19 protein-coding genes and 3 tRNA genes are annotated in these 22574 nt (G+C 54.0%); 6 read left to right on the top strand and 16 right to left on the bottom strand.

Translation table 11 applies throughout. From position 1 onward, the window contains the following. Nucleotides 1-72: 72 nt before the first annotated feature. Nucleotides 73-783 (bottom strand): phosphohydrolase, encoded by a 711-nt coding sequence (locus GYRE_RS16425; RefSeq protein WP_038256733.1) that lies wholly within the window; start codon nt 781-783, stop codon nt 73-75. Nucleotides 784-1324: 541 nt separating this feature from the next. Here GYRE_RS16425 and ompC point away from each other — a divergent pair. After that, entirely contained in the window at nt 1325-2446 is a 1122-nt protein-coding gene (gene ompC / locus GYRE_RS16420) for a porin OmpC (RefSeq protein WP_038256731.1), read from the top strand. 72 nt (nt 2447-2518) lie between these two features. On the opposite strand, the gene GYRE_RS16415 is transcribed toward ompC, so the two are convergent. The 6 genes from GYRE_RS16415 to GYRE_RS16390 form a co-directional block, all read right to left on the bottom strand. Then, nucleotides 2519-3328, bottom strand: coding sequence for a lytic polysaccharide monooxygenase (locus GYRE_RS16415; RefSeq protein WP_038256729.1), 810 nt, complete (start codon nt 3326-3328; stop codon nt 2519-2521). A gap of 174 nt (nt 3329-3502) precedes the next feature. After that, nucleotides 3503-4279, bottom strand: coding sequence for an ABC transporter ATP-binding protein (locus GYRE_RS16410; protein WP_038256728.1), 777 nt, complete (start codon nt 4277-4279; stop codon nt 3503-3505). Beyond that, nucleotides 4279-5328, bottom strand: a complete 1050-nt coding sequence (locus GYRE_RS16405; protein ID WP_038256726.1) for a FecCD family ABC transporter permease — start codon at nt 5326-5328, stop codon at nt 4279-4281. Before GYRE_RS16405 ends, GYRE_RS16410 begins: the two co-directional genes overlap by 1 nt. After that, entirely contained in the window at nt 5325-6320 is a 996-nt protein-coding gene (locus GYRE_RS16400; RefSeq protein ID WP_038256724.1) for an ABC transporter substrate-binding protein, read from the bottom strand. Before GYRE_RS16400 ends, GYRE_RS16405 begins: the two co-directional genes overlap by 4 nt. Before the next feature lie 11 nt (nt 6321-6331). Further along, nucleotides 6332-8500, bottom strand: a complete 2169-nt coding sequence (locus tag GYRE_RS16395; RefSeq protein ID WP_006820602.1) for a TonB-dependent receptor — start codon at nt 8498-8500, stop codon at nt 6332-6334. A 150-nt stretch (nt 8501-8650) separates the two neighbouring features. Further along, nucleotides 8651-9919, bottom strand: a complete 1269-nt coding sequence (locus tag GYRE_RS16390; RefSeq protein ID WP_237723314.1) for a radical SAM/SPASM domain-containing protein — start codon at nt 9917-9919, stop codon at nt 8651-8653. Nucleotides 9920-10441: 522 nt separating this feature from the next. On the opposite strand from GYRE_RS16390, the gene GYRE_RS16385 reads away from it, so the two are divergent. Both GYRE_RS16385 and GYRE_RS24585 read left to right on the top strand, forming a co-directional pair. Continuing rightward, nucleotides 10442-11365, top strand: coding sequence for a LysR family transcriptional regulator (locus GYRE_RS16385; protein WP_038256805.1), 924 nt, complete (start codon nt 10442-10444; stop codon nt 11363-11365). A 26-nt stretch (nt 11366-11391) separates the two neighbouring features. Continuing rightward, nucleotides 11392-11619, top strand: a complete 228-nt coding sequence (locus tag GYRE_RS24585; RefSeq protein WP_006820606.1) for a hypothetical protein — start codon at nt 11392-11394, stop codon at nt 11617-11619. Between the two features lie 111 nt (nt 11620-11730). Here the strand turns inward: GYRE_RS24585 and GYRE_RS16375 are convergent. Then, nucleotides 11731-11820, bottom strand: a tRNA-Ser gene (locus GYRE_RS16375). 93 nt (nt 11821-11913) lie between these two features. Here GYRE_RS16375 and mtfA point away from each other — a divergent pair. The 3 genes from mtfA (at nt 11914) to GYRE_RS16360 (ending at nt 16671) form a co-directional block, all read left to right on the top strand. Continuing rightward, the gene (gene mtfA / locus GYRE_RS16370; RefSeq protein WP_038256718.1) at nt 11914-12711 is read left to right on the top strand and encodes a DgsA anti-repressor MtfA; all 798 of its coding nucleotides are present in this window, start codon (nt 11914-11916) and stop codon (nt 12709-12711) included. A gap of 100 nt (nt 12712-12811) precedes the next feature. Then, a tRNA-Asn gene (locus GYRE_RS16365) sits at nt 12812-12887 on the top strand. A gap of 181 nt (nt 12888-13068) precedes the next feature. Continuing rightward, nucleotides 13069-16671 (top strand): AAA domain-containing protein, encoded by a 3603-nt coding sequence (locus GYRE_RS16360; protein ID WP_038256716.1) that lies wholly within the window; start codon nt 13069-13071, stop codon nt 16669-16671. Here GYRE_RS16360 and GYRE_RS16355 read toward each other — a convergent pair. The 8 genes from GYRE_RS16355 to GYRE_RS16320 all read right to left on the bottom strand — a co-directional run. After that, nucleotides 16664-16996: a type II toxin-antitoxin system PemK/MazF family toxin gene (locus tag GYRE_RS16355; RefSeq protein ID WP_038256714.1), complete on the bottom strand. Its 333-nt coding sequence runs from the start codon at nt 16994-16996 to the stop codon at nt 16664-16666. The two genes, GYRE_RS16360 and GYRE_RS16355, sit on opposite strands and share 8 nt — an antisense overlap. Further along, entirely contained in the window at nt 16997-17254 is a 258-nt protein-coding gene (locus tag GYRE_RS16350; protein ID WP_038256710.1) for an AbrB/MazE/SpoVT family DNA-binding domain-containing protein, read from the bottom strand. Between the two features lie 87 nt (nt 17255-17341). After that, nucleotides 17342-18454, bottom strand: coding sequence for an alanine dehydrogenase (gene ald / locus GYRE_RS16345; RefSeq protein ID WP_038256708.1), 1113 nt, complete (start codon nt 18452-18454; stop codon nt 17342-17344). Between the two features lie 84 nt (nt 18455-18538). Beyond that, nucleotides 18539-20320, bottom strand: a complete 1782-nt coding sequence (gene selB / locus GYRE_RS16340) for a selenocysteine-specific translation elongation factor (protein ID WP_038256705.1) — start codon at nt 20318-20320, stop codon at nt 18539-18541. Between the two features lie 45 nt (nt 20321-20365). After that, nucleotides 20366-20456, bottom strand: a tRNA-Sec gene (locus tag GYRE_RS24580). Nucleotides 20457-20470: 14 nt separating this feature from the next. Further along, nucleotides 20471-20869: a GrdX family protein gene (locus tag GYRE_RS16335; RefSeq protein ID WP_006820619.1), complete on the bottom strand. Its 399-nt coding sequence runs from the start codon at nt 20867-20869 to the stop codon at nt 20471-20473. A 52-nt stretch (nt 20870-20921) separates the two neighbouring features. Beyond that, nucleotides 20922-22220 (bottom strand): glycine/betaine/sarcosine/D-proline family reductase selenoprotein B, encoded by a 1299-nt coding sequence (locus GYRE_RS16325; RefSeq protein WP_081874667.1) that lies wholly within the window; start codon nt 22218-22220, stop codon nt 20922-20924. A gap of 11 nt (nt 22221-22231) precedes the next feature. Further along, nucleotides 22232-22574: glycine/sarcosine/betaine reductase component B subunit (locus tag GYRE_RS16320; RefSeq protein ID WP_038256701.1), on the bottom strand; the 343-nt coding region annotated here is incomplete at its 5' end.

Raw genomic sequence — 22574 nt, 5'->3', positions numbered from 1 at the left:
AAAACCGGAGCGTACACGAAGTACGTGAGGATTTTGAGCACTGCCCAGGTCCAAACTGACAAGCAAGATAGCCTAAAGGGTAGGTTCCTGGTGCTGGAACCCAAAGCGCTGGACCACCGCCTCATCTGGCTTACGATAATCACCGCTTAATTCTGCACCGAGCTTGGCCATAAACTGCACCAGGAACTGCGCATTATGTTCCGCCAGCGCTTTGCCTCGTGCAGTTTGCATGGTCTGTGGCAGACGCAGAAGTTTAGTCTGGAAGTGATCGAGCGCAAAGGCACGGTCATCCAGCATTCGCCGTTCGGCAAACGGATCTTTCGCGTCAAACAGCGGGACGTTGAGCTGCCCTGCCACCGCAAAAACCCGGGCGAGGCCGATGGCACCAAGCGCCTCCAGCCGGTCCGCATCCTGAACAATTTTCGCTTCTTTCGTTTCAGGAACGATCGCCGCGCTAAAGCTGTGCGCCGCAATCGCATGTGCCAGCGCCGGGTAAAGGCTGGCTGGATAATCCGGGAAATCACGCGCCAGGATCTGCAGCGTTTCGGCTGCTGCCCGCGTTGATGAAAGATGACGTTCAGGGTGGTTCTTGGGCAGGCTCACGATATCGTGAAAATAGCAGGCCGCGAGAATGACCAGCAGATCCGCCTCTTCCCCTTCCGCCAGCTGGCGGGCCGTTCCCCAGACGCGACGAAAATGCGAGACATCATGAGCCGCATCCTCCTGGGAGTGGTGCTGTGCCATCCAGTTTTCGAATCGTTCCTGCCACTGTTCAGGGGTCATGGTTATGCCTCATGTTCGCTTTTCTGTGTAGCAAGATTAATTCTTGTTAATGTCATTTACCAAACAAATTATTTAACTTAATTAATTTACGCAATGCATATAAAATTATCCAGTTTCAGACTTCTTTCTGCCGTTAATCTATGAGAGCATTAACTCGTTATTAGCCTGAAGTTGTTTTTACACTGTACTTATTCATACTTTTCTGACTTTGAACATTTACCCAACGCCGTTGGGTATTTTTTTATTCGTCGCCCACATGTAACGCCAAAAATCATACACCACTTCAATTTAATTGTATTAATGAATGCAAAAACAATTGATATTTATAAGAATAATAACACAAATACAGCAACTTAATACTAACCAACATTATTATTCATTTGAATTATAACGCCCACTTTAGAAACAAAATGAAATATTAGATATAATTTAATTACATTTTTCCTTTAAATTTAAATGAACTTAATAGATAGTATTTCAGCTGTAATCCAGCCCGGCATTACAGATATTCACATTAATTATAAATTCAAGGGAATATATAATGAACAGAAAAGTTCTGGCACTACTTATGCCTGCATTACTCATGGCAGGCGCAGCAAATGCGGCAGAGATTTATAATAAAGACGGCAATAAGCTGGATCTTTACGGCAAGGTCGACGGTCTGCACTACTTCTCTGACAGCAGTAAGAAAGACGGAGATCAAAGCTACATCCGTCTCGGCTTTAAAGGCGAAACCCAGATCAACGATCAGCTCACCGGCTACGGTCAGTGGGAGTACAACGTTCAGGCCAACAGCACCGAGGGTAGCAATAACTCCTGGACCCGTCTGGGCTTTGCGGGCCTCAAGTTCGGCGACTACGGCTCCTTTGACTACGGCCGTAACTACGGCGTGCTGTACGACGTGGAAGGCTGGACCGATATGCTGCCGGAGTTTGGCGGCGACTCCTACACCAACTCTGATAACTTCATGACCGGCCGTACCAACGGCGTTGCCACCTACCGCAACAGCAATTTCTTCGGTCTGGTCGACGGCCTGGCCTTTGCCCTGCAGTATCAGGGTAAAAATGAAAATCAGAGCATCAAAGAAAACGTAGGCACCAATAACCGCGGTGACAGCGGAGATATTCGCTATGACAACGGTGACGGCTACGGTATCTCCACCACCTACGACACCGGCATGGGCTTCAGCGCCGGTGCGGCCTACACCTCCTCTGACCGTACTAACGAGCAGGTTAACAAAGGTGGTCTGGTTGCCGGTGGCGATAAGGCTGATGCCTGGACGCTGGGCATGAAGTACGACGCTAACCACATCTACCTGGCGACCATGTACGCCGAAACCCGCAACATGACTCCATATGGCAACGATGGCGTTGCCAACAAAACGCAGAACTTCGAAGTGACCGCCCAGTACCAGTTCGATTTCGGTCTGCGCCCGGCCATTTCCTACCTGCAGTCTAAAGGTAAAGACCTGAACACCGCCTGGGGCAACGACAAAGACCTGGTGAAGTATGTTGATGTGGGTGCCACCTACTACTTCAACAAAAACATGTCTACCTACGTCGATTACAAAATCAACCTGCTGGATGACAACGACGACTTCTATTCCAGCAACGGCATCTCTACCGACGATATCGTCGCGCTGGGCCTGGTTTATCAGTTCTGATGATGTAACTGACCGACGGGAACGCTCAAAAAGCCGCAGACGTCTGCGGCTTTTTCTTTTCTGACCCCGTCGCTATTGAATATCGATATCACTGCAGCTGTAGAACCCTTCCCCCGCCGGGTCGATACGCTGCCAGCGGATGAACAGTACCCGTGGTCCTTTCGCCTCTTTTGCCGGGGCAACAAACTTGTAGTCGGAGCCCACCAGCTGTGGTTTATCCACTTTTGCCAGCAGCGTCAGGTCGCTCCACTTCAGCGCTCTTTCACTGGCCTTATAGTCAGCATTCGAGAGATAGACCTCAAAGAAGCTTGGGTCATGCGTGGCTGAAGCGTGATAGGTAATCTCAATCTCTCCTTTGGCGTTGAGGTGAACCTTGCTGGCGGTCCACGGAGCAGGAATATCCATACCTGATTTATCGTTATACAGATAAGGTTTTTTACTGTCTTTCGCCTGGCCTATGTTATTCCCAGAACACAGCGTCCCGTCCGGGATAGCCGCTTTTACCTTTTCCTGATCGTTATAATCAGGAGCGGGGATCAGGTGCGCAAATTCATTCTTCTGTACAAACGGATAATTCGACTGCTCAATGAGCTTTTGCTCATCTTTAAATTCAGGGTACTTCACGGTGTCTTTATACTTATTATAATTCACCTGATAGGCGGCTTTACAGGCGGCATTTTTAATATTGCTGCCATCTACGGGCCAGTGATAATCCTGACCGTCAAAGCACAGCTGCTGGCGTGATATGGGCTCGCTTGGCGTACCGTGGCGCGGAGCTTTTTCCTTCTCAGTGCTGGCCGCGCCAGCACTCGGCAAACTCAAAGCTATGGCGGTAAATACACCGGCACTGATTAAAGACAAACGCAAAACATTCATGTTCATTTGATCACCTTCAATGTGAAAGCCAAAATGGCGTCGTGTTAAGCGTAGTCAGAAACAATATTATCGCCACAACATCGTTACTTACCAGTAAATATAAATAAAAATGCATAATATATATTGCATCATATTCCATTACTTTCCGGGTGCTTTATTTCATCTGATTTTCTGTTTTATTTAAGCTGATACCAGCCCCTCCAGCACCACATGCGCCTGGCCGTCGCGGGTGCGTTCGACACGCCCACGTACGCCGTACACTCCCGCAAGCGTCGCGGAGGTGACCACCTCTTCAGGTCTGCCGCAGGCGACCAGCTGCCCGTCTTTGAGCATGACAATGTGGCTCCCATGGCGTAGCGCAATATTCATATCGTGGAGCACAACCACGGTGACTATCCGCCGCGCCCGCGTTTCACGGGCTATCTGCTCCATCACCAGCAGCTGATAGTTAAGATCCAGCGCGCTAAGCGGTTCATCCAGCAGCAGTAGCTCCGGTTGACGTACCAGCGATTGCGCCAGACCAACCAGCTGCTTTTGCCCACCGGAAAGCTGGTCGAGATAATGCATTGCCAGATGGGCAATCCCCAGTTGGCGCAGTATCGCCTGCGCATGGGCCATTTCGTTCCCCTCCGTTCGACCACCGCCTGCCCGCATGGCGACAATCACCGACTCCAGAACATGAAGATGAACGCCCTGCGGGAGCGACTGAGGCAGAAACACCACCCGCCGGGAACGCTCAGCAAAGGGCATGGTCATCAGATTGTTCCCCGCCAGTAAAACGTCCCCCTGCGCCGGGTTCAGCCCCGCCAGCGCCCGCAGCAGCGTGGACTTTCCACAGCCGTTTGGCCCCAGCAGTACGCTGATCTCTCCCTGGGGCAGCGCCGGTATCTGAAGATTAGTGAATACGCGCGTTTTTCCGTAGCCGCAGCTCAGCTGTTGGATCCGTAATTCCCCCATCAGTGCCCTCCCCGCTGGCGCAAAATAATGCTTAAAAAGAAAGGAACTCCCACCAGAGAGGTGACGATCCCAACCGGGATGATTATCCCGGGGAAGATATTCTTCGAGGCCACCGACGCCAGCGACAGCACCAGCCCGCCGGTCAAGATGCTGCCGGGCAGGTAGAAGCGATGATCCTCGCCAAACAGCATGCGGGAAATGTGCGGCGCAACCAGGCCGATAAAACCTATCGGTCCGACGAAGGCCACCGACAGTGCTGCCAGCAGGCTGATACGAAGCAATGACGCCAGTCTGAGCCGTCGTACGTTAATACCAAAACTCATCGCTCTGTCCTCACCCAAACGCAGCGCCGTGAGCTGCCAGGCGCTTTTCAGCGAGAACGGCATCACCAGCGCGAACGCCACCAGCAGCACGGCCAGCTTTTGCCACGATGCCCGCGCCAGGCTACCCATCGTCCAGAACACCAACCCCTGCAGCGTGTCCTCGTCCGCCACAAACTGCAGAACAGAAACCAGCGCATTGAAGGTGAAAACCAGCGCAATGCCGAACAGCACCACGCCGGAGGTCGCCATTCGCGTCCAGCGGGTGATGGCATCAAGCATCAGCGCCGAAAGCAGCGCAAAAAGAAAGGCGTTTGCCGGAACAAACCAGTGTCCCGGGATACCCGGAAGCCCAATGCCGAGGACAATCGCCAGCGCAGCACCGAACGCTGCCGCCGAAGAAACACCGAGCGTAAACGGGCTGGCAAGGGGATTATTCAGGATAGTCTGCATCTCTGCCCCGGCGAGGCCCAGCGCCATCCCCACCAGCAGCGCCATCAGCGCATAGGGCAGACGAATGTCGAGGACGATCACGCGCTGTCCGACAGCGACGCTCTCCGGGCTAATGAGCGTTTGCCAGAGCTGCGCCACCGTCAGCCCGGAGGGGCCGAGGGTAACGTCAAGCCACAGTGACATAACGATAGCCAGCAGCATAAGGAGCAGCACCAGCAGCCGTTTTCTCAGCGCCTGCCGGTAGCGTCGGGCAATATCAAGGGTGAGCTCAGTCATTGTGGCGGATTAAGAATGTCGTTGATTTGGGCATCGGTCAGGTTCAGGCCGAAGAAGGTGTGATAAAAGCGCCTGGTCTCCTGCACCATGTCAATATCGGCGAAGCGTTGCGGGTACAGCGTCTTCGCCAGCCACAGGAACTGCAGCGCCTCTTCGCTGGTTTCACGGCACCACCAGAACATGCCTTTCGGATTCACCACCACCCGATGATGGATGACCGCATCAATACCCGCCCACTGCGCTGAACGGCGGATCTCCACGGCATCTCGCTTGTTCATCGTCACAATCACCTGCGGATTGGCCACCACCAGTTGCTCAAGAGCCACTTCGCCTGCGCTGGTTTTTTTCATGCCAAAGCCGTGCTCCGCCACGTTAATTGCACCAGCCAGATCCATCCAGTCCTGATTGAGCGAGGGTCTTCCGGTGGTGGTCAACGGGTTACCCATGCTGTGATAAACACGAACACGCTCAGCGTCCGGTAGCCCTTTCAGGCGGGCAGAGACCCGCGCCACGTTGTCGGCAAAATACGCCTCGTAGGCCTGCGCCTTTTGCCGGGCGTCCTCGCCAAGGACATCCGCTGTTTTCTGCACCCGCTCGCGCAGGGCAGCCATAGAGTTCGCCGGGAACGCCAGAATGCGCACCCCCGCCTGCTCGAGCAGCTCAGGCTGCGGCACCTTCATTCCCTTCGGTACAAACAGCAGCTGGGTACCCAGAGAGATTATCTGCTCCGGGTTTAGCTCGTTGCCGCTGTTGGCGCTGACCACCGGCACCGCCTCGATACCCGGCAGGCTCTGGCGAAAAAGCGGGATCTGCTTTGCCACCAGCGAGGTGCCCACCAGATTATCGCCGTAGCCCAGCATAGTGATGATGGTATTCTGCGCCGGCCACGGCGAAGCAATACGGACATCATTATGCAGCGGAGCCGCCCACAGGCTGGCACTCAAACACGCGCCGAGGAGCAACATCAGCGCAGCAAAACGTGTTGTTCTCATCGTTATGCCTCTCAGAAGGAGACCGTGACTGAAGCACGGACCTCACGCCCGCCGCCGAGGAATGCGCTTGGTGAGCCGCCGTCGCCGTCGGTACCTGACGGGAAGATGGATGCCCAGTAGTGTTCGTTCGTCACGTTGTTCACCGCCAGACGGAAGGTCGTCGGCACCTGGCTGATGGTGGTGGTGTAGCGCGTCCCCAAATCCAGCGTGGTATAGCTGTCGGCCCAGGAGGTGTTGGTATCGTTCGCGGCGCGCTTGCCGGTGTAGTGGAGATTCGCACTGTAAACCCACTGCGGCATGGACGGCAGACTATATTCGACCAGCATATTGGCCTGCACCTTCGGTACACCCACCACCCGCTTATTACTGGTACTGTCAGAGACGGTATCCTTCAGCCGCGGGTCGAGGAAGGTCACCCCGCCAAACAGATTAAGCCCTTCATAGACTCGACCCATTGCCGTCAACTCCAGGCCGTTGTTGACCTGATTGCCCTGCTCTTTGAACACCATGTCGTTACTGTCAACATAGGCAAAGGGGCGCTCAAGACGGAACAGCGCGGCGCCCAGATTCATTCCTCCGGCGTCGGCTTTCAGGCCAATTTCATACTGCTTGCTGCGGTAAGGATCCAGCGTCTGTCCTTCATTTTTGATCCCTTCACCGGTTGGCGCCGTGCTGCCCTGCTCCAGAGAATCGGCATAGCTGATGTAGGTCATCAGCGACGGCGTGATTTTGTACATCAGCGCCGCATTCGGGCTTAACCCATTTTGATCGTTCTGGTTGGTCTTATTGCCTGACTTGTCAAAACTCTGGGTCTGCAGCCAGCTCTGGCTCAGATAGAACATGGCCGACCACTGAGGATTAAAGGTAATCGTGTCACCGAGGGTTATGCTTTGCTGGGTGTTTACCCCAGACTTATAGCGGGCGCCGTTGGTATTGATTTGCCCATTACCCGGCTCATGCATCTGCGACGGATCGTAAATATTGCTGTTATCGAAATCGTAACGCTGACTGGCCCCCTTCGCGCTGTACATCGACCAGACATAGCCGGTCGTCGAGAGCGCGAGATCGTGGCCCAGGCCGCCGGTATCAACGTGGCCGTTAAGGGTGACGGTGTTACTCAACACCCGAAAACGCCCCGCCGCGCTGGAGTCGCTCAGTGAACGCTTGATATCACCTTTATCATTAAGGATGGTGCTGGACACCGAGCGCATGGCGCGATCGGCCTGCTGCCAGCCCACGCCCGCGGTGACGGACCAGTCATCGTTAAGATAATGGATCAGGCGGGTGCTGATGGTGTCGGTGGTGAGATCGTTCCCGGCGGTATTGAGCGCCAGGTTTTTGTTCTGCGGATCGGGGGCTGAAGGCAGTTTCACGTTCGGACCGTAGCTAAAACCCCCGGGGTAGCCCTTTTGCAAAAATTCATAGTGGCTGGCATCCAGCTGGAGCTGCGTTCCCGGCTGTATATTCCAGTCAAATGCTACCGCCAGCAGCTTACGCCGCCGGGTGCTGTCATCAACATTCCCTTCGCCATCTTCGCTGAGCGCATTGATTCGGTAGCCAAATTTCTTCTCATCATCAATATGCCCGCCCAGGTCTACCTGGCCGTTAATCGCATGACGGCTTTGATAGCCGAGCGTCACCTGGCGTAAGGTCTCTTCGGTGGGCCGTTTGGCGACAAAATTGAACTGCCCCGCCGGACTTGCCGGGCCGTAAAGCGCACCGGTCAGGCTATTTAACACGTCCAGCCGCTCCAGCATCTCTACCGGAAACGCCGTGGTAGAGACGATATTCAGACCATCGAGTCGACTGTTCGCCACCACGCTCCCCTGCATCCCGCGGCTCTGCGGCCTGCCAACGTCCATGCCACCCCGCGCCTGCATTTGCGTGCTCGGCGAATATTTCAGCAACTCACTGACGCTTTTTGCCTGTTCATTGGCAATCATCTCCTGAGTCACGGTGGTTGAGGAATAGGGGGTATCCAGCCAGGCTTTATTCCCCAGCGGGCCAATATCGATATCACTGGTTTTGAACCCGGCACCGGCAGCGCTTTCATCTTCAGGCGTTGTGGTCTTTCCGGTGACGACCAGGGTTTCTTCGTTGCTGGTGTGAGTGGAGGCGGCAAGTGGGGCAAAAGAGGTGAACAGCGGCATCAGCGCTGCTATTTTACTTATCGTTTTCATGAAGGTGCTCGATCGCTATATAAAAATATATATTACGATCGATGCATCACTTCAAAATATGATCACGATCATAAGCATTCACATCATGAATAATCTAACCCTTTGTGATAATTAGGATATATCGCAGGCCACGAGGGACCTGCGCGATTATCAGGACCCGACATGCTCATCGCTGGCGGCTTTATTCGCAGATTTCTCGGGGTTCACATAGAGATCGTGCTCGGCATGATATTCATCGCCGTACCCTTCATCTTTCCATATCTTGATGGCGTATTTTTTCCATTCATCCGCCAGCTCATCCAGCTCGTGCGAGAATTTAAAATAGCTGTCAGAGCCGTCGTGCTGCGGTACCGCGCCGTGTTTTTCAATGTGCTCGCGGAATTTGGCCGGGTTATCAATTATCGGGCACGGCTGCATCAGATTGTCATTGAACGGTATCTGCTGCTTATAGCCTTCAAAGAACGGGCTCTTCAGGATATCGACAATACGTTTTTTACGCACATCGTCGGTGGCATAGGGCTGGAAGACGCAGGGTTCGACTCCCCCTTTAGCGTTAACATGGAGGTAGTTCGCCCCGCCGGACATGCAGCCGTTCACCAGGAATCCGTGGTTCCAGAAATCGGCCAGAAAACCGAGACGCCCCGAGGTACGCATCGCCTCAAGGAAGTGAAAACGCTCGTAACGCTGCTCCGCGTTAGGCACCAGTTCCATCGTCGCATCACGACCGATAGGCATGTACTGAAAGATCCAGGCATACTGAATTTCCAGCTTATCCAGCATGAAGTTCCAGAACTCGTTTCCGCAAATTTGCTCGTGGTTTTTCGAGGTTGCCATCACTGATGCCCCGCGCATGACGCCGTAGCGCTGCAGGCGCTCGTAGGCTTCCAGGATTTTTTTCCAGGTACCGTTGCCACGGCGCCAGTCCGTCATCTCCTCAAACCCTTCCACCGAAATAGTGACCGCGACGTTGCCCATTCTGGCGAGTTTTTTCACCCGGCTTTCGGTCAGCATGGTGCCATTGGTGAAGACCATAAAATAGCAATCATCGAAGTGCTCGAAGAGTTTCATCAGCGGCTTATAGACAAAGGGCTCTCCGCCGGTGAAGGTAAAGAAGCGCACGCCCAGATCGTAAAACTGCTGGATAAGATCGAATATTTCCTCTTCGGTGTAATGATAGCGATTGCCATACAGCGCCGAGTAACAGCCTTTACACTCGAGGTTGCACTCATAAGTGGGTGAAATCAGCACCAGGAAGGGAATGTGAGTCGCATATTTTTCACCGGCATCGTCACGCAGATTAGCGCCAGAAACAATATGATTAAATATTAAATTACCAATGAGTTTTTTACGCGCGACAGGATTTAATTTGCGCAGCGTTTCAAGCCACCCCTGGACCTGCGGATCTTTATCACGACACATATCAGCCAACTGCAGTAATTCCTGTTTACTCTCTTTCGCTATTCGGGCTCCTAATCTGAATAGTTTTTCCATTCCGGCTTCATCAACATGGTTGAGAATTGTATTTAGTGCTATCGGCAATGCCTTTCTCGTCAACACATTTAATTTCATCGTGTTACCTTTTTATTTTATGAGCGATAGGTCAAACCCTGGTGGAAACGTATTGTCACTTTAGCTTTTGCAGAATCAGGCAAGTAAGGCCAATTTCAGCAAAACTGTATTGCCTTAATTCAGGTACCCATAGGGGCCGCTTAGCGAGCAGGATGCTGATGATCGAAATAGTCATTCAAAATGACAAATTCCCCGCTTTAATATTGATCTCAGTAGCTAAATTTCCCATCCACAATGGGTTACGCTGTTTCTCACAGGTGATTCAAGTACCGTCAGGTGCGGATCGCAAACCACCCGCATGTTGATGAATAGCCAGTGCGCACAACTCTGGAGAAATCGTGTCCGCGGCACCTCAAAGGATGAATGAATATTATGAATTACTTTGCTGCGATCAGGACATTCGTTAGCGCGGCGGATTTAAGCAGTTTTAGTGCTGCAGCTAAAGTATTGAATATTGAGACCTCAACGGTATCCCGCCATGTTACGCACCTTGAGGATGATTTACATGTCTCATTATTTAACCGCTCAACCCGGGGTTTAGCGCTGACGGAAGCCGGTATTCTTTTCTATTCTCACGCTACGCTGTTACTGGAGCAGTGGGAACATGCGCGCAGCTCGACCTCAGCGTTAAATCAGCGTCCGGCGGGTTTATTGCGCATTAGCGTACCCTGCGCCTACGGACGTCTGCATATAATTCCTTTCGTTGACGAGTTTCTCCACCGGCACCCGGATATCTCTCTGGATATTATTTTCAACGACGATATTCAGGACCTGATCGAAACGCATATCGATCTTAGCGTGCGCATCGGCACGCTGCCGGATTCCACCATGCATGCCCGCAAGCTGGCGCCGCAGCGCCGCTATGCCTGGGCGAGCCCGGAATGGCTGGCCCATCATGCGAAGCCACTGCTGGCCGATTGTCAGAAGGAGGACTCGCCTGTCCTGATGTTTTCACGCCTGCACGGCGACGGCTGGTATGCACGCAAAGAGAATTCCGGTGATGACTGGGTGCGGGTACCGGTGAATTTCCGCTTTAGCGCGAACGACGATGAGGCCATGCTTCTTGCCTGCCGGGACGGCGCGGGTATCGCAATATTGCCCGACTGGCTCGCCTGGAAGGATGAAAAAAACCAGCGCCTGCAGCGAGTGATGACAGAGTGGGAATTCAGCATGTTCCATGCGGAAACCGCTGTATGGATTGTTTATCCAAGTAAAAAAATAGTTTCGAGTAAGGTTCGCACCTTTATTGATTTTATCGTTGAGAAGACAGGAATACCGCCCTACTGGTGCCGGTAATTCACAAATACTTAGGTATTAATAAAATGAACCAGCAATATTTTCTGCGGCACAAAAATTATATTTCCATTCTCTTTTACCGAACCCAGCCGGTGGGATGTATTATTCAGCAGAAGGGCCGCTGGGTCAGTAAAATCAAAAACTGCGCCGATGCCACTACCCTGTGTGGTCGACACAGTGACCGCAACGCCGCAACCGCACGCCTGTGGGAGTGCCGCTTCGACGCCTGGCATTCCGGGACGGAGTCATACTGAGACTGTTCTGCTAAATGAGGAAAGCGGATAATACTGATAGGAAATTATCACCAGCAGCGCTTCAATTGTGATGGGTATCGTTGAAACAAAACGGTGTAAGTGATTGAATAGTGGCGGAGAGAGGGGGATTTGAACCCCCGGTAGAGTTGCCCCTACTCCGGTTTTCGAGACCGGTCCATTCAGCCGCTCTGGCATCTCTCCGTTTTGATGGTTGCCATGATGCCAGGTTATTTGGCATTTTAACAGACCCGGTTCCTCCCATTCTGTTCAAGTGACGAGTTTGCGAGCAAAGCGATGATAAAGTGGCCCTGGAAAGCACAAGAAACGTCCCCCAACCCGCAGTTCCCCTGGGAGCAGGCGCTTGCTATTCCTGTTTTAGCTAACCTGACTGATGAAGAACAGGACAAGCTCGTCCAGTTGGCAGAACGTTTCTTGCAGATAAAGCGTCTGGTTCCGCTCCAGGGGCTTGAGCTTGCTGCAGAGCAGCAGGCGCGCATTGCCCTGCTGTTTTGCCTGCCGGTGCTCGAGCTGGGTATCGAGTGGCTCGACGGCTTTCACGAAGTGCTTATCTACCCTGCCCCGTTCGTGGTTGACGACGAATGGGAAGACGATATCGGTCTCGTGCACAGCCAGCGGGTGGTGCAGTCCGGGCAGAGCTGGCAACAGGGGCCCATCATCCTCAACTGGCTCGATATCCAGGACTCCTTCGACGCCTCCGGGTTTAACCTGATTGTCCACGAAGTGGCGCACAAGCTCGACACCCGCAACGGCGATCGCGCCAGCGGCGTGCCGCTCATCGCCCTGCGTGAAGTGGCGGGATGGGAACACGACCTGCATGCGGCAATGAACAATATTCAGGATGAAATCGATATGGTGGGCGAAAGTGCCTCAAGCATCGACGCCTACGCCGCCAGCGACCCGGCGGAGTGCTTCGCGGTTTTATCAGAATACTTCTTCAGCGCCCCGGAGCTGTTTGCCCCCCGCTTCCCGGCGCTGTGGCAGCGTTTCTGCCAGTTCTATCGCCAGGATCCGCTGACGAGATTACGTGACAATGGGCTGTATGAAGATAACGATTCGCCCGTAGTACACTAAAACAGCGCTCTGCGCTAAATTCATGCAATTGAATCAGTATGTTAATTTTAGTGTTGACACAAAAATGGGGAGCCATTAGTATTCGCCCCGTTCACACGATTCCTCTGTAGTTCAGTCGGTAGAACGGCGGACTGTTAATCCGTATGTCACTGGTTCGAGTCCAGTCAGAGGAGCCAAATTTAGAAAAGCCTGCTTTCGAGCAGGCTTTTTGCTTTTCTGCTTCCAGCCGATACTTTGATACAACTATCTCATACTTAAAACATTTTTAAGTAAGCAGTTTGTATTATAAATATACACCTATGTTATTCTGGGTTATCACATTTCGATGTCACGGACCGATACGGCGTAGCTAACCCAATGCAAAATACCTCTAAAATCATCCTTTCTGCATGGCAAGACTATTTACGACTTGGCGGTGCAGAGAAAAGTAAGATCCCTGCAAGCCAGGTGCACGAATATCAACAAATCATGTTGAGTGGAACGAACTGCTCCGAAAGCCCAAACGGTGTCATGCTAAACGTTCCACCGGAAGTGCGCAAAAACTGGCTCAAGCGCTTCGTCAAGTATGATGAAGAAGGCAAGATAACCCATGTTGAATCCGTCAACCTGCTTTTTCCTCTGATTCGTTGTGTCGAAAAAGAGCGCGGAAAAAACAACGCAAAATACCTTCCCCTGTTCTCTTTCCCGCTGCCTAAATCTTTCTTTGAACGTAATAACCCTTCCTTATTGATTCCGGTAAAGGACGGACAGTTAGTTAGCGCATTCCCTTTTGCGTTTCGTGAATTATTTGGTATTCAGTTGGATGAGCTGGGGGAAAACCGGCACATGATGAGCATTGTCAGCGCGCTGACAGGGTGCAAATATGAAACCTTCATTGACGCTTTTACAGCACTCCTGAGCTGGGTTGGAAAACAACCAGGACGCAAACAAGCAAAGCTGGAAACTGCATTCAACGCTCTCGTCGCTCCGCTTCACAATGAAGATTATAACCTCAAGCGTGACGAGGAAGATTTTGCCTGGCTTAGCGAGAATGCTGACGGGGATTTTCCTTTGCTGGAACAATATCTCAATCATGTTCACGATGAGAAGAATACACCAGACCTTTATGAGGTCGTCACAGGCGGTTTATTCGAATCAAAATACCCGCTTGGTCAGGGCCAGATGCAGGCAATTCAAGCCATTAATCAGGATGAACGTCTTATTGCCGTACAGGGCGCACCGGGAACAGGAAAAACAACTCTATTTAAATCCCTGATTGCCCAACAACTTGTTTCTCGGGCGCTGGCAATTGCTGATGGAAATGACCGCAATCTTGGCATGCTGGTCACCTCCACAGCCATCAAAGCGGTAGAAAATATTATTGAGGATCTGCGAAGCGATCCTGTTACGCAAAATCTTGACTGGCTTTGGTTCCATAGTGGTTCAAAGGAGCAGGTTCAGCAGGAACTCACGCGGGTGGAGCGGCTTATAAGCCAATGGCGTCAGGAAAATTATGATGAGCAGGCTCAGCAACAATACTTAGCCACATTATTTAGCCATCGTAGTACGCTGGATTCCTGCTATCGGACCTATCTGAACCACAAAACCTCCGCAATTCAGGCCGTCACGGATTGCGCGTTGGGCACGATAAATGCCGAGGCACTCACAACACTTTTCCTGGATGAACTTCCTTCTCTCGCCGCTCGTGCACAGGCCTGGGGAATAGACGTTTCTTTGAAAAAACCTGACTCGCTAAATAATCTAGCCCACCTTGTCGAACAACGCCTCCAGGACATTCGCGAGATAAAAGAACGGCGCCAACAAGCACATCGACTTCATCAGACGGTAAAAGCCACATGGCCCCATCAGCACGGATTGGAGCAGATTCTAGACTGGATAGATTCACCGTTGCGCCCAGCGCTGGAGCTGCATTACCGGGACTATCCGCGAAAAGGTTTAATGCGTCACCTCACTCGCCTCTTCGAAAGCAGATATTCAACGCGATTAGCGCAAATGAATCAGGCTGTCCCGGAAGACTTTCAGTCGTTCGGTCTTTCATCTCTCAACCACCAGCAGTTGGCCGAGCTTGCAGATGCCGGTGAATTGCTGGCGCAACAGACGGACAATCTCAATCTTTTGCAACAATTGTTGCAGGAAGAACCCGACGCTGAAGAGGAAACTGAGCTTGAGAGGCTTTTAATCAATATTACCGAACGGCAGTCTCAATGGCGCCAGGTGGTTCACGCTCAACAGGTTATGGCGCAGTACCAGCAGCAATATCCGGAAGGGAGCTGGTGTGACATTTTACGTAAGCGTTTTATCAATGAACACCGACAGATGTTTGAGGCCGCTATTGGTTACCTATGGCAGGAACAACTTAAGCGTAAAAGTGAACTCGAAGAGGTATTGACCCACTGGAGAGCGCTGCTGAGTGGCCGGCAAAGCGCAGGCTATTATCGCTGGCTCGATAAACTGGATGACTTCTACCGTGCCCTCTCGCTGGTTTATCCAGTCATGGCCACCACGCTGGTATCTGCCTGGAAAGTTGCCGGTTACCGTAAGCTCGGTGAACTTAAGGGCCGCAAACCCTGGCATCTGGCCCTGTGCGATGAAGCAGGAATGATCTCTCTGGAATCGCTGGTTCCTTTACTCAGTCGTAGCGAAAAAGCGATTATCGTCGGCGATCCGCTGCAAATTGAACCTATCCGTAACCTTTCTGAAAATATGCAAGTACAGCTTCGGGAGCAGCACTTTGCCAGTAACAATTCACTCTACGAACGAGTCTCTCCGGCAACCGTAACTGGCTGGCACCGGGCTGCTGGTGCCCTTTCAGGCAGAGTCGACGACACCGGAAATGGCATTATTCTTGATGAACATCGTCGTTGTCAAAAACCCATCGCCAATCTCTTTATCAGGCTGGCAGGCTATCACGGCGTCAGCGTGGAAACCGCCCCACCTTCTGAACGCATCGCCAGCGCCTTTGAAAAATCTGGCGGGCATAACCTCATGTTCTACAGTGTCGAAGGGCAAAAAGGCGATATGGTTAACACCAATCTGGATGAGGTTGATGCCATTGAGCAACTACTGAATAAGCTAGAAGATGCAGGATATTCTCTCACTGCTGACATCGGTATTGTAACTCCCTATACCAACCAGAAATCATTGCTGATTAAACGGCTTGCTGAACGTATGGGCCACTGGGAGAAAAACTGCATCGGCACCGTGCACCAGTTCCAGGGGGTAGGTTTTGAGGTGATTATTTATAGTCCCGTAATTTTCCATCCTCTTGATAACTCTAATTTCCAGAACGATGCCCCTAATATGCTGAATGTCGTTGTCTCCCGCGCGAAACAGCAATTTATCGTGGTAGGCAACTATCACCGGTTACGGCAGGCCGGTGGCTATCTGAAGGTTTTAGCCGACAGTGTTGCTGAAGATTTCCTACTGGAACATGGTAGCCAGCATCCGGATTTCGTTAACCTGAGCCAAACACCTCGCCTGAACCGTTATTATCGTGACTGCGAACATATAGCTGCTTTTAGCGCGCTGGCGGCACAGAGCGAGCAAGAGCTGGTTGTAATAACTCCCTGGATCCGCCGTAGCGGTAAACGATATCAACGACCAGAGCTGGCGCAGCTGGTCGCAACGCAGCAGCGTGGAGTCAACGTGAAAGTCTATTATGGCTATTTCCACCAGCGCTTCGAACGCGCTGAGGATAATGATGAATCGCTGGTTGCGGAGTATCGCGAACAGCTTGGCCGGGACAACGTCATACGCCTGCCTGAGGGAACGCACGAAAAAGTACTGATGATCGACGGCCGCTACATTGTACTCGGCAGCTGGAACTGGCTCTCTCATGGCTACCATGATGGCTGTGAGCGTAGCGAACAATTCAGTTACGCTATTCGCCATGAGATCAGTGCAGAGCTGGATGATGTGTCTCTGGTGAGCGAACTTAGGGAGCGATTGAAGCTTAGCTAAGTATCGCCTCCAGGCGGGCCAGCACCTCATTAACAACAGCTTCAGGTATACATTCCAGACGCTTACCGTGCCGGGCTTCCATATCGATGGTTCCCGGCTGATCGCAACGAATAACCCCTGTTGTTTGACAGCCTACCCCTTCGAGAGAAACGGTAAAACCCGCTGTACGGGCGAAGCTACCACCGCTGGTAATGGGAACCACAACGGGTAATCGGGTGAGTTGGTTAAATGCGGCGGGAGAAACGATAAGTACCGGGCGCTTCCCGTTTTGCTCATGTCCGCTCGTCGGATCAAGCGACACGAGCCAGATTTCCCCTCTCTCCATTTACAGGATCTCCTTACCCGCCGCCGGAGCATCAACCCATGCCCGATCCTCTTCATTCAATTCAGTCTGCGGATCGCACTGCGCCAGCAGTTCTTGCAGCGAATAATGGGGTCGCTTCTGAGGTTCAATAATCAGACAGCCGTTATCAATGGTCAGGCTGACCTCACTGTCCGTCGACAGCGACAGCGTTTTTAGTACTGCTGGTGGAACCGCCAGCATGACGGATCCACCAACCTTTTTCAGACGAGTGATGTACATAGCGCACCTCAAAATATTATATTTTAATATAACATCCGTCATCATTGGTGCGCAATTTTCGATCACATTTTTAAAATGCAGCGCGGACTACTGCAACAGCGTCTGTGCCGGGCAGTACGGATACCCCAGCGCCTCGGCGACGGCGCCGTAGGTGACAAATCCGTTCAGCGTGTTGATGCCCTTCAGCAACGCCGGGTCGTTCAGGCAGGCCTGCTGATAGCCGTGGTTAGCGATAGTCAGCGCATAGCGGGTAGTGACGTTGGTCAGCGCCTGGGTTGAGGTGCGCGGCACGGCGCCGGGCATGTTTGCGACGGCATAGTGCACAATGCCGAATTTCTCGTACACCGGCGTATCGTGGGTGGTCACACGGTCGATGGTTTCGAAGATCCCACCCTGATCGATAGCAATATCCACAATCACCGCCCCGGGGCGCATCTGCTGCACCATCTCGGCGGAAACCAGATGCGGCGCCAGCGCGCCGTGGATCAGCACCGCGCCGACCACCATGTCTGACTCCGTCACGCATTTGCGGATATTCTCTTCATTCGACATCACCGTCGTCACCGAGTCGCCGAAGATATCCACCAGCTCTCTCAGCCGCCGTGGGTTGGTGTCGAGAATATTCACCTTCGCGCCAAGGCCGATGGCGATGCGCGCGGCGTTGGTTCCGGCAAAGCCGCCGCCGATGATGGTTACCGTTCCTTTCTCCACGCCGCTGACGCCACCGAGCAGGATCCCCCGACCCTGCATATGTTTGAACAGGATATTGGCCCCCACCTGCACCGACATCTTGCCGGCAATCTCACTCATCGGCTCGAGCAGCGGCAGGCTATGGTCCGCAAGCTCAATGGTCTCATAGGCAATACCGACAACTTTGTTATCGACCAGCGCTTTGGTTAGCGCTTTCTCGCAGGCCAGGTGCAGATAGGTGAACAGCACCAGCCCTTCACGGAAGTATTTAAACTCATCGGGCTGAGGCTCTTTGACCTTCATCACCATCTCAGCGGCCCAGGCTTTCTCCGCCGTGGCGAGCGATGCGCCCGCGCGCACATACTCTTCATCCGCAAAGCCAGCGCCAAGGCCAGCCTGCTGTTCGACGATCACGGAATGCCCGTGCTTCACCAGCGTCGCGACGCCCGCAGGCGTCATCGCGACCCGACATTCGTTGTTTTTTATCTCTTTCGGTATGCCAATTAACATATGAGTTTCCTCGTTTGCGCGTAAGAGCCTGTGTTATCAGACTCTCAGGATTAAATTTTCAACTCCGGCCCCCAAAGGCAAGGTTTAAGCCTCAGCCAACATACTTTTTCGCACCCGACGAAGATCGCCTTCCCGCCGGACCCAACCGTCCCGCTCCATTCTGTTGAGCAGAGGGATCAGCTGTTTTCTGGCAAGTCCCGTTCGTTGCCGGACATCGGCAATCGACAGCAGTTCACCAGGATTAGATTCACAGAAAATGTCTTCCAGCAGCGTCTGGTAGTGCTCGCGGGCGATAAACAGCTTGTCGTCCATCGGCACAATGTATTTTTTCTCCATCAACGCTTTGAGCTGTTGCTTCAGGCGCGGGCGCTCGTGCTGCATCGCTGAGAAGCACAGCCTGCCCGCGGTGCTGATTTCGTCCAGCAGCTCCTGTTGTTCGTGGTTAAGCTGGCTGAAGCTTGCGCCATAGAGAGAAACCCCCTCCGGACTCAACTGCCAGCACTTTGCCGCACACTGTTCGTGGACGAGTGCACTCACCATATCCGGCGGCATATTCCCGCGCACCGCCAGCTCGTCCTGCGTTAACGCCGAAGTGGCATGCTGGAGGATAAGGTTGAGGCGAGCTAAGGCGAGAAGCAGGTAATGTTCCGCCAGCCACCAGCCTTCAAGCACATGACAGGCCGCTGGCGGCGTCAGCGCATCACTGCCGCGCACGTAGCCCTTCACCGCCAGCTGTACGCGACAGTGCAGACTGGCCAGGTCGCCGTCCGGCGCCCCCCGAAGCGTGGCAATAAGCCGTGGCCGCTGCTCGCGGTTGAGTGCCCCGCTCCACACGACTCGCCCGGCGCCCACCATCCGGCTGCCGCCCGGGGTCATCAGCAAAACCGTCTGTCCCCAGAACACCGGCAGCGGCTTTGAAAGCAGCAGGCGGGCGAGCTGACCGTCGGCGAGCGAGTAACAGCGCACCTGCGCATGAGAGGTACCGAGGGCGATTTCCAGTTCACACTGTTTTTTGGGGAGCTGGCTTCCCGGGAGAAGTTGCACCACCCACTCGCGGCTGCCGGAGATCCCAGCTTCCGGTTTTGCCAGGCAATCGCCGCGCGCTACCGACTCTTTTTTCAGCTGTCGAAAACTCATTGCCACCCGGCTGCAGGGCTGTGCCCGCTCGCGGGCGCGGTGATAGCTCTGAATAGATTTTACTTTCACCAGCTGATTGCCAGGATAGAGGCGCAGCACGTCGCCCACGTCGATACCTTCACCGCGCAGCGTACCGGTCACAGTGGTGCCAATGCCGTTCACGGAAAAAACCCGGTCGATGTACAAATGTGGTCCTGCGGTCAGCGCACTGGCCGTTGCCAGCGAGCGCACCCGTGCCAGCAGCCCCTGGCGCAGCGCTTGCACCCCTTCCCCGCTTCTGGCGCTCACCCGCCAGATATCCGGCAGCATGTCGCACTCGCAGAGAAAGTGTTCGAGGATCTCCTCCTCAACCTCGGCTATCCGCGCCTCATCAACCAGGTCGCATTTGTTAATCGCCACCACGATTTGCCGCAGGCCGAGCGCGCTTATCACCCGCAGGTGCTCCTGGCTCAACGGTGACCACCCCTCATCTGCCGCCACCACGAACAGCACCAGATCCAGCCCCCACAGGCTGCTCAGCATGTTGCGTAAGAAGCGTTCATGCCCGGGAACGTCAATCATGCCAATCTCATCGCCGTCCGGGCTGCGCAGGCAGGCAAAGCCTAAATCAATGGTCATGCCGCGGGCGAACTCCTGGGGAAGATGCGAAGGGTGAATACCTGTCAGCGCCTGGATCAGCGCAGATTTACCGTGATCGACGTGTCCGGCGGTACCAATGACTGCATGCATGATGTGCTTTCCCTCCTGGTCACAGATGAAAGGAATACCAAAATGTGGCGGAAGCGGCAGGAGTCGAACCTGCCTCAGCCGATAAGCTGACGACGGTTTTGAAGACCGCGGGGACCACCGGGCCCCATCAACTTCCATAAGGAAATAGCGTTACCCCTCTGTCAGCGCGTATTTATCCGTGGCCTGCAAAGCCTCACGCAGCAGACTCAAATCAATCAGTTGAAAATCACACTTTATCTGTTCCGACCAGGCCGACAGCGGCCTTCCGGTACCGGAGAAGTGGCGGTAACGCGCCAGCGCGTTTTCAATCATCTCAAGCGAGCGCAGATCCAGCGCCGACGTTTTCCCATCGAGCAGCAGCGAGCGATACGGGGTCTGCCCCGGCTTTACGCTGCCGCTTTCCGGGTGCATCAGCAGCTTCTGCCCCTGATGAATCGCATCGCGTGCCGCCAGCAGAACCTGCAAATAGTTAGCCTGCCAGCTGAGCGAATGCCCGGCGTAGCGCGCCGCAACCACCGGGTTATTGGTCACAATCAGCCGTTTTGCCATCACCTTTGCCCGCCGTTTTTACGGCGCCGACCCGCAGGCCGGCGCACAGGTTTTAAAACACCGTCTGCTCCGTCACCGGGGTTTGCAGCGCCTGCAGCGCTTTTTCCACCAGTTGACGACGAAGCTGTTTCTCATCCGCAGGCTCCAGCAGCGGGTTCCCCAGCGGATGCGGGATTGCCACAGCAGGAACAATACGGTTAGCCCCTACGGTCAGTGAGATCGGTACCACGGTCGCGATATGCACCACCGGCATCACTTTTTCAATTTCCTTCACCATCGTTGCGCCGCAACGAGTACAAGTGCCTCATGTCGAGGTGAGGATGGCGGCGGTCACTCCGGCTTTTTGCAGCTTCATGGCGATATCCGCACCATATTTGCGGGCGTTGGCAACGGACGTGCCGTTACCCACCGTGGCGTAGTAGTGCGAGTACAGTCTGCCAATCACCCCCTCACGTTCGAGGTCGCGCATCACGTCCACCGGTAGCACGCGGTTCGGATCGTCATTACAGGCGACCGGATCGTAACCGCCGTGCGCGGTCTGGTGACTTGCGGCGCTCAGCGCGTTAATGCCCTCCAGAGAGTATTCACCGTAGCGGGAAGCGCTCGACGACTCGATGTGATCCGGGTTGCCCTTCGGTACCACCCCGCCCGAGGTCACCAGCGCAATAGTGGCCTGCGACATATCCGCCACCGGTGGCTGCGGGTCGACGCGGTCAAACACCGGCATCGGATATTCGGTGCGGAACGCTTCCCCCTTCAGCTTGCTGACCAGCATATCGGCGGCACGCTCGGCGCCGGATTGTTTCTCGAAATGGTTGATACGCACGCCGCGCGGCAGATAACCGGCTTCTTCCGGCAGTCCGGGGTTACCGTGGGTCGCGATAAACCGCTTAATCAACGCCACCATCGCCGGCAGCGCGGTACGCATACTGGCGGCGGAGTTGCCGGTTTCGACGGCGTACATCCACGAGCGATACAGCTCATAGCCGGGGTTTTCCGGGTAGATGCCGCTGATAACCGGAATATCCATCTCGGCGGCCACCTGTGCCACCTGGCCACAGGCCATCCCGTAGCGTCCGGCGTTAAAGGCTGGCCCGGCAACGACCATATCCGGGCGTACCTCCTGCAGCACCTCGCGCACGTACTGTTTGCAGGCCTCGTTGTTTTCGTTGAAATAGCTGTCACCGCAGATAATGGTTGAAACGATGCTTCCACCGCCGTCCAGCATCTTCTCCAGCTGTAAACCTACCCCGACGGGGCCCTGATGCGTCTCAGGCAGATAGCCTGCTGCATCTTCCCCGCCCTTCTGACCAAAGAACTGGTTCAGGTAATGCAGGATCCGTAAACTCATTTGCGTGCTCCTTATCCGCTATGCGCCGAGAGGGTATGAACCCCCAGTTCACTGGTGGCGCCAGTGATGGCCTGTAGCTCAACAGTAATGCTGCCGTCTTCATGCAGGCTGCCGTCAAAGCCGCCCGCTATCATGTCGGCATACACCGGATGCCCAATCACCCGCTGCATCGGCGGCAGTGTGATAAGCGCATTGGCGTTTCCGGCCGTCACCACCGCATCCGCCGCCGGATGTGCATCCGCCAGCGACTGACTCTCGCCGCCGCGTCCGGCGTACTCATCGGTGAGCAGCACCGTCCGAATGCCTTTGGCCTCGAGCTTGCAGCAGTTCATCATTAAGTCCGCATCCGGGTTA

It is taken from the genome of Yokenella regensburgei ATCC 49455 (assembly GCF_000735455.1).
GTDB classification, from domain to species: Bacteria; Pseudomonadota; Gammaproteobacteria; order Enterobacterales; family Enterobacteriaceae; genus Yokenella; species Yokenella regensburgei.
The sequence above is the reverse complement of the archived record's forward strand: the minus strand, read 5'-3'. Positions and strand labels throughout refer to the sequence as shown.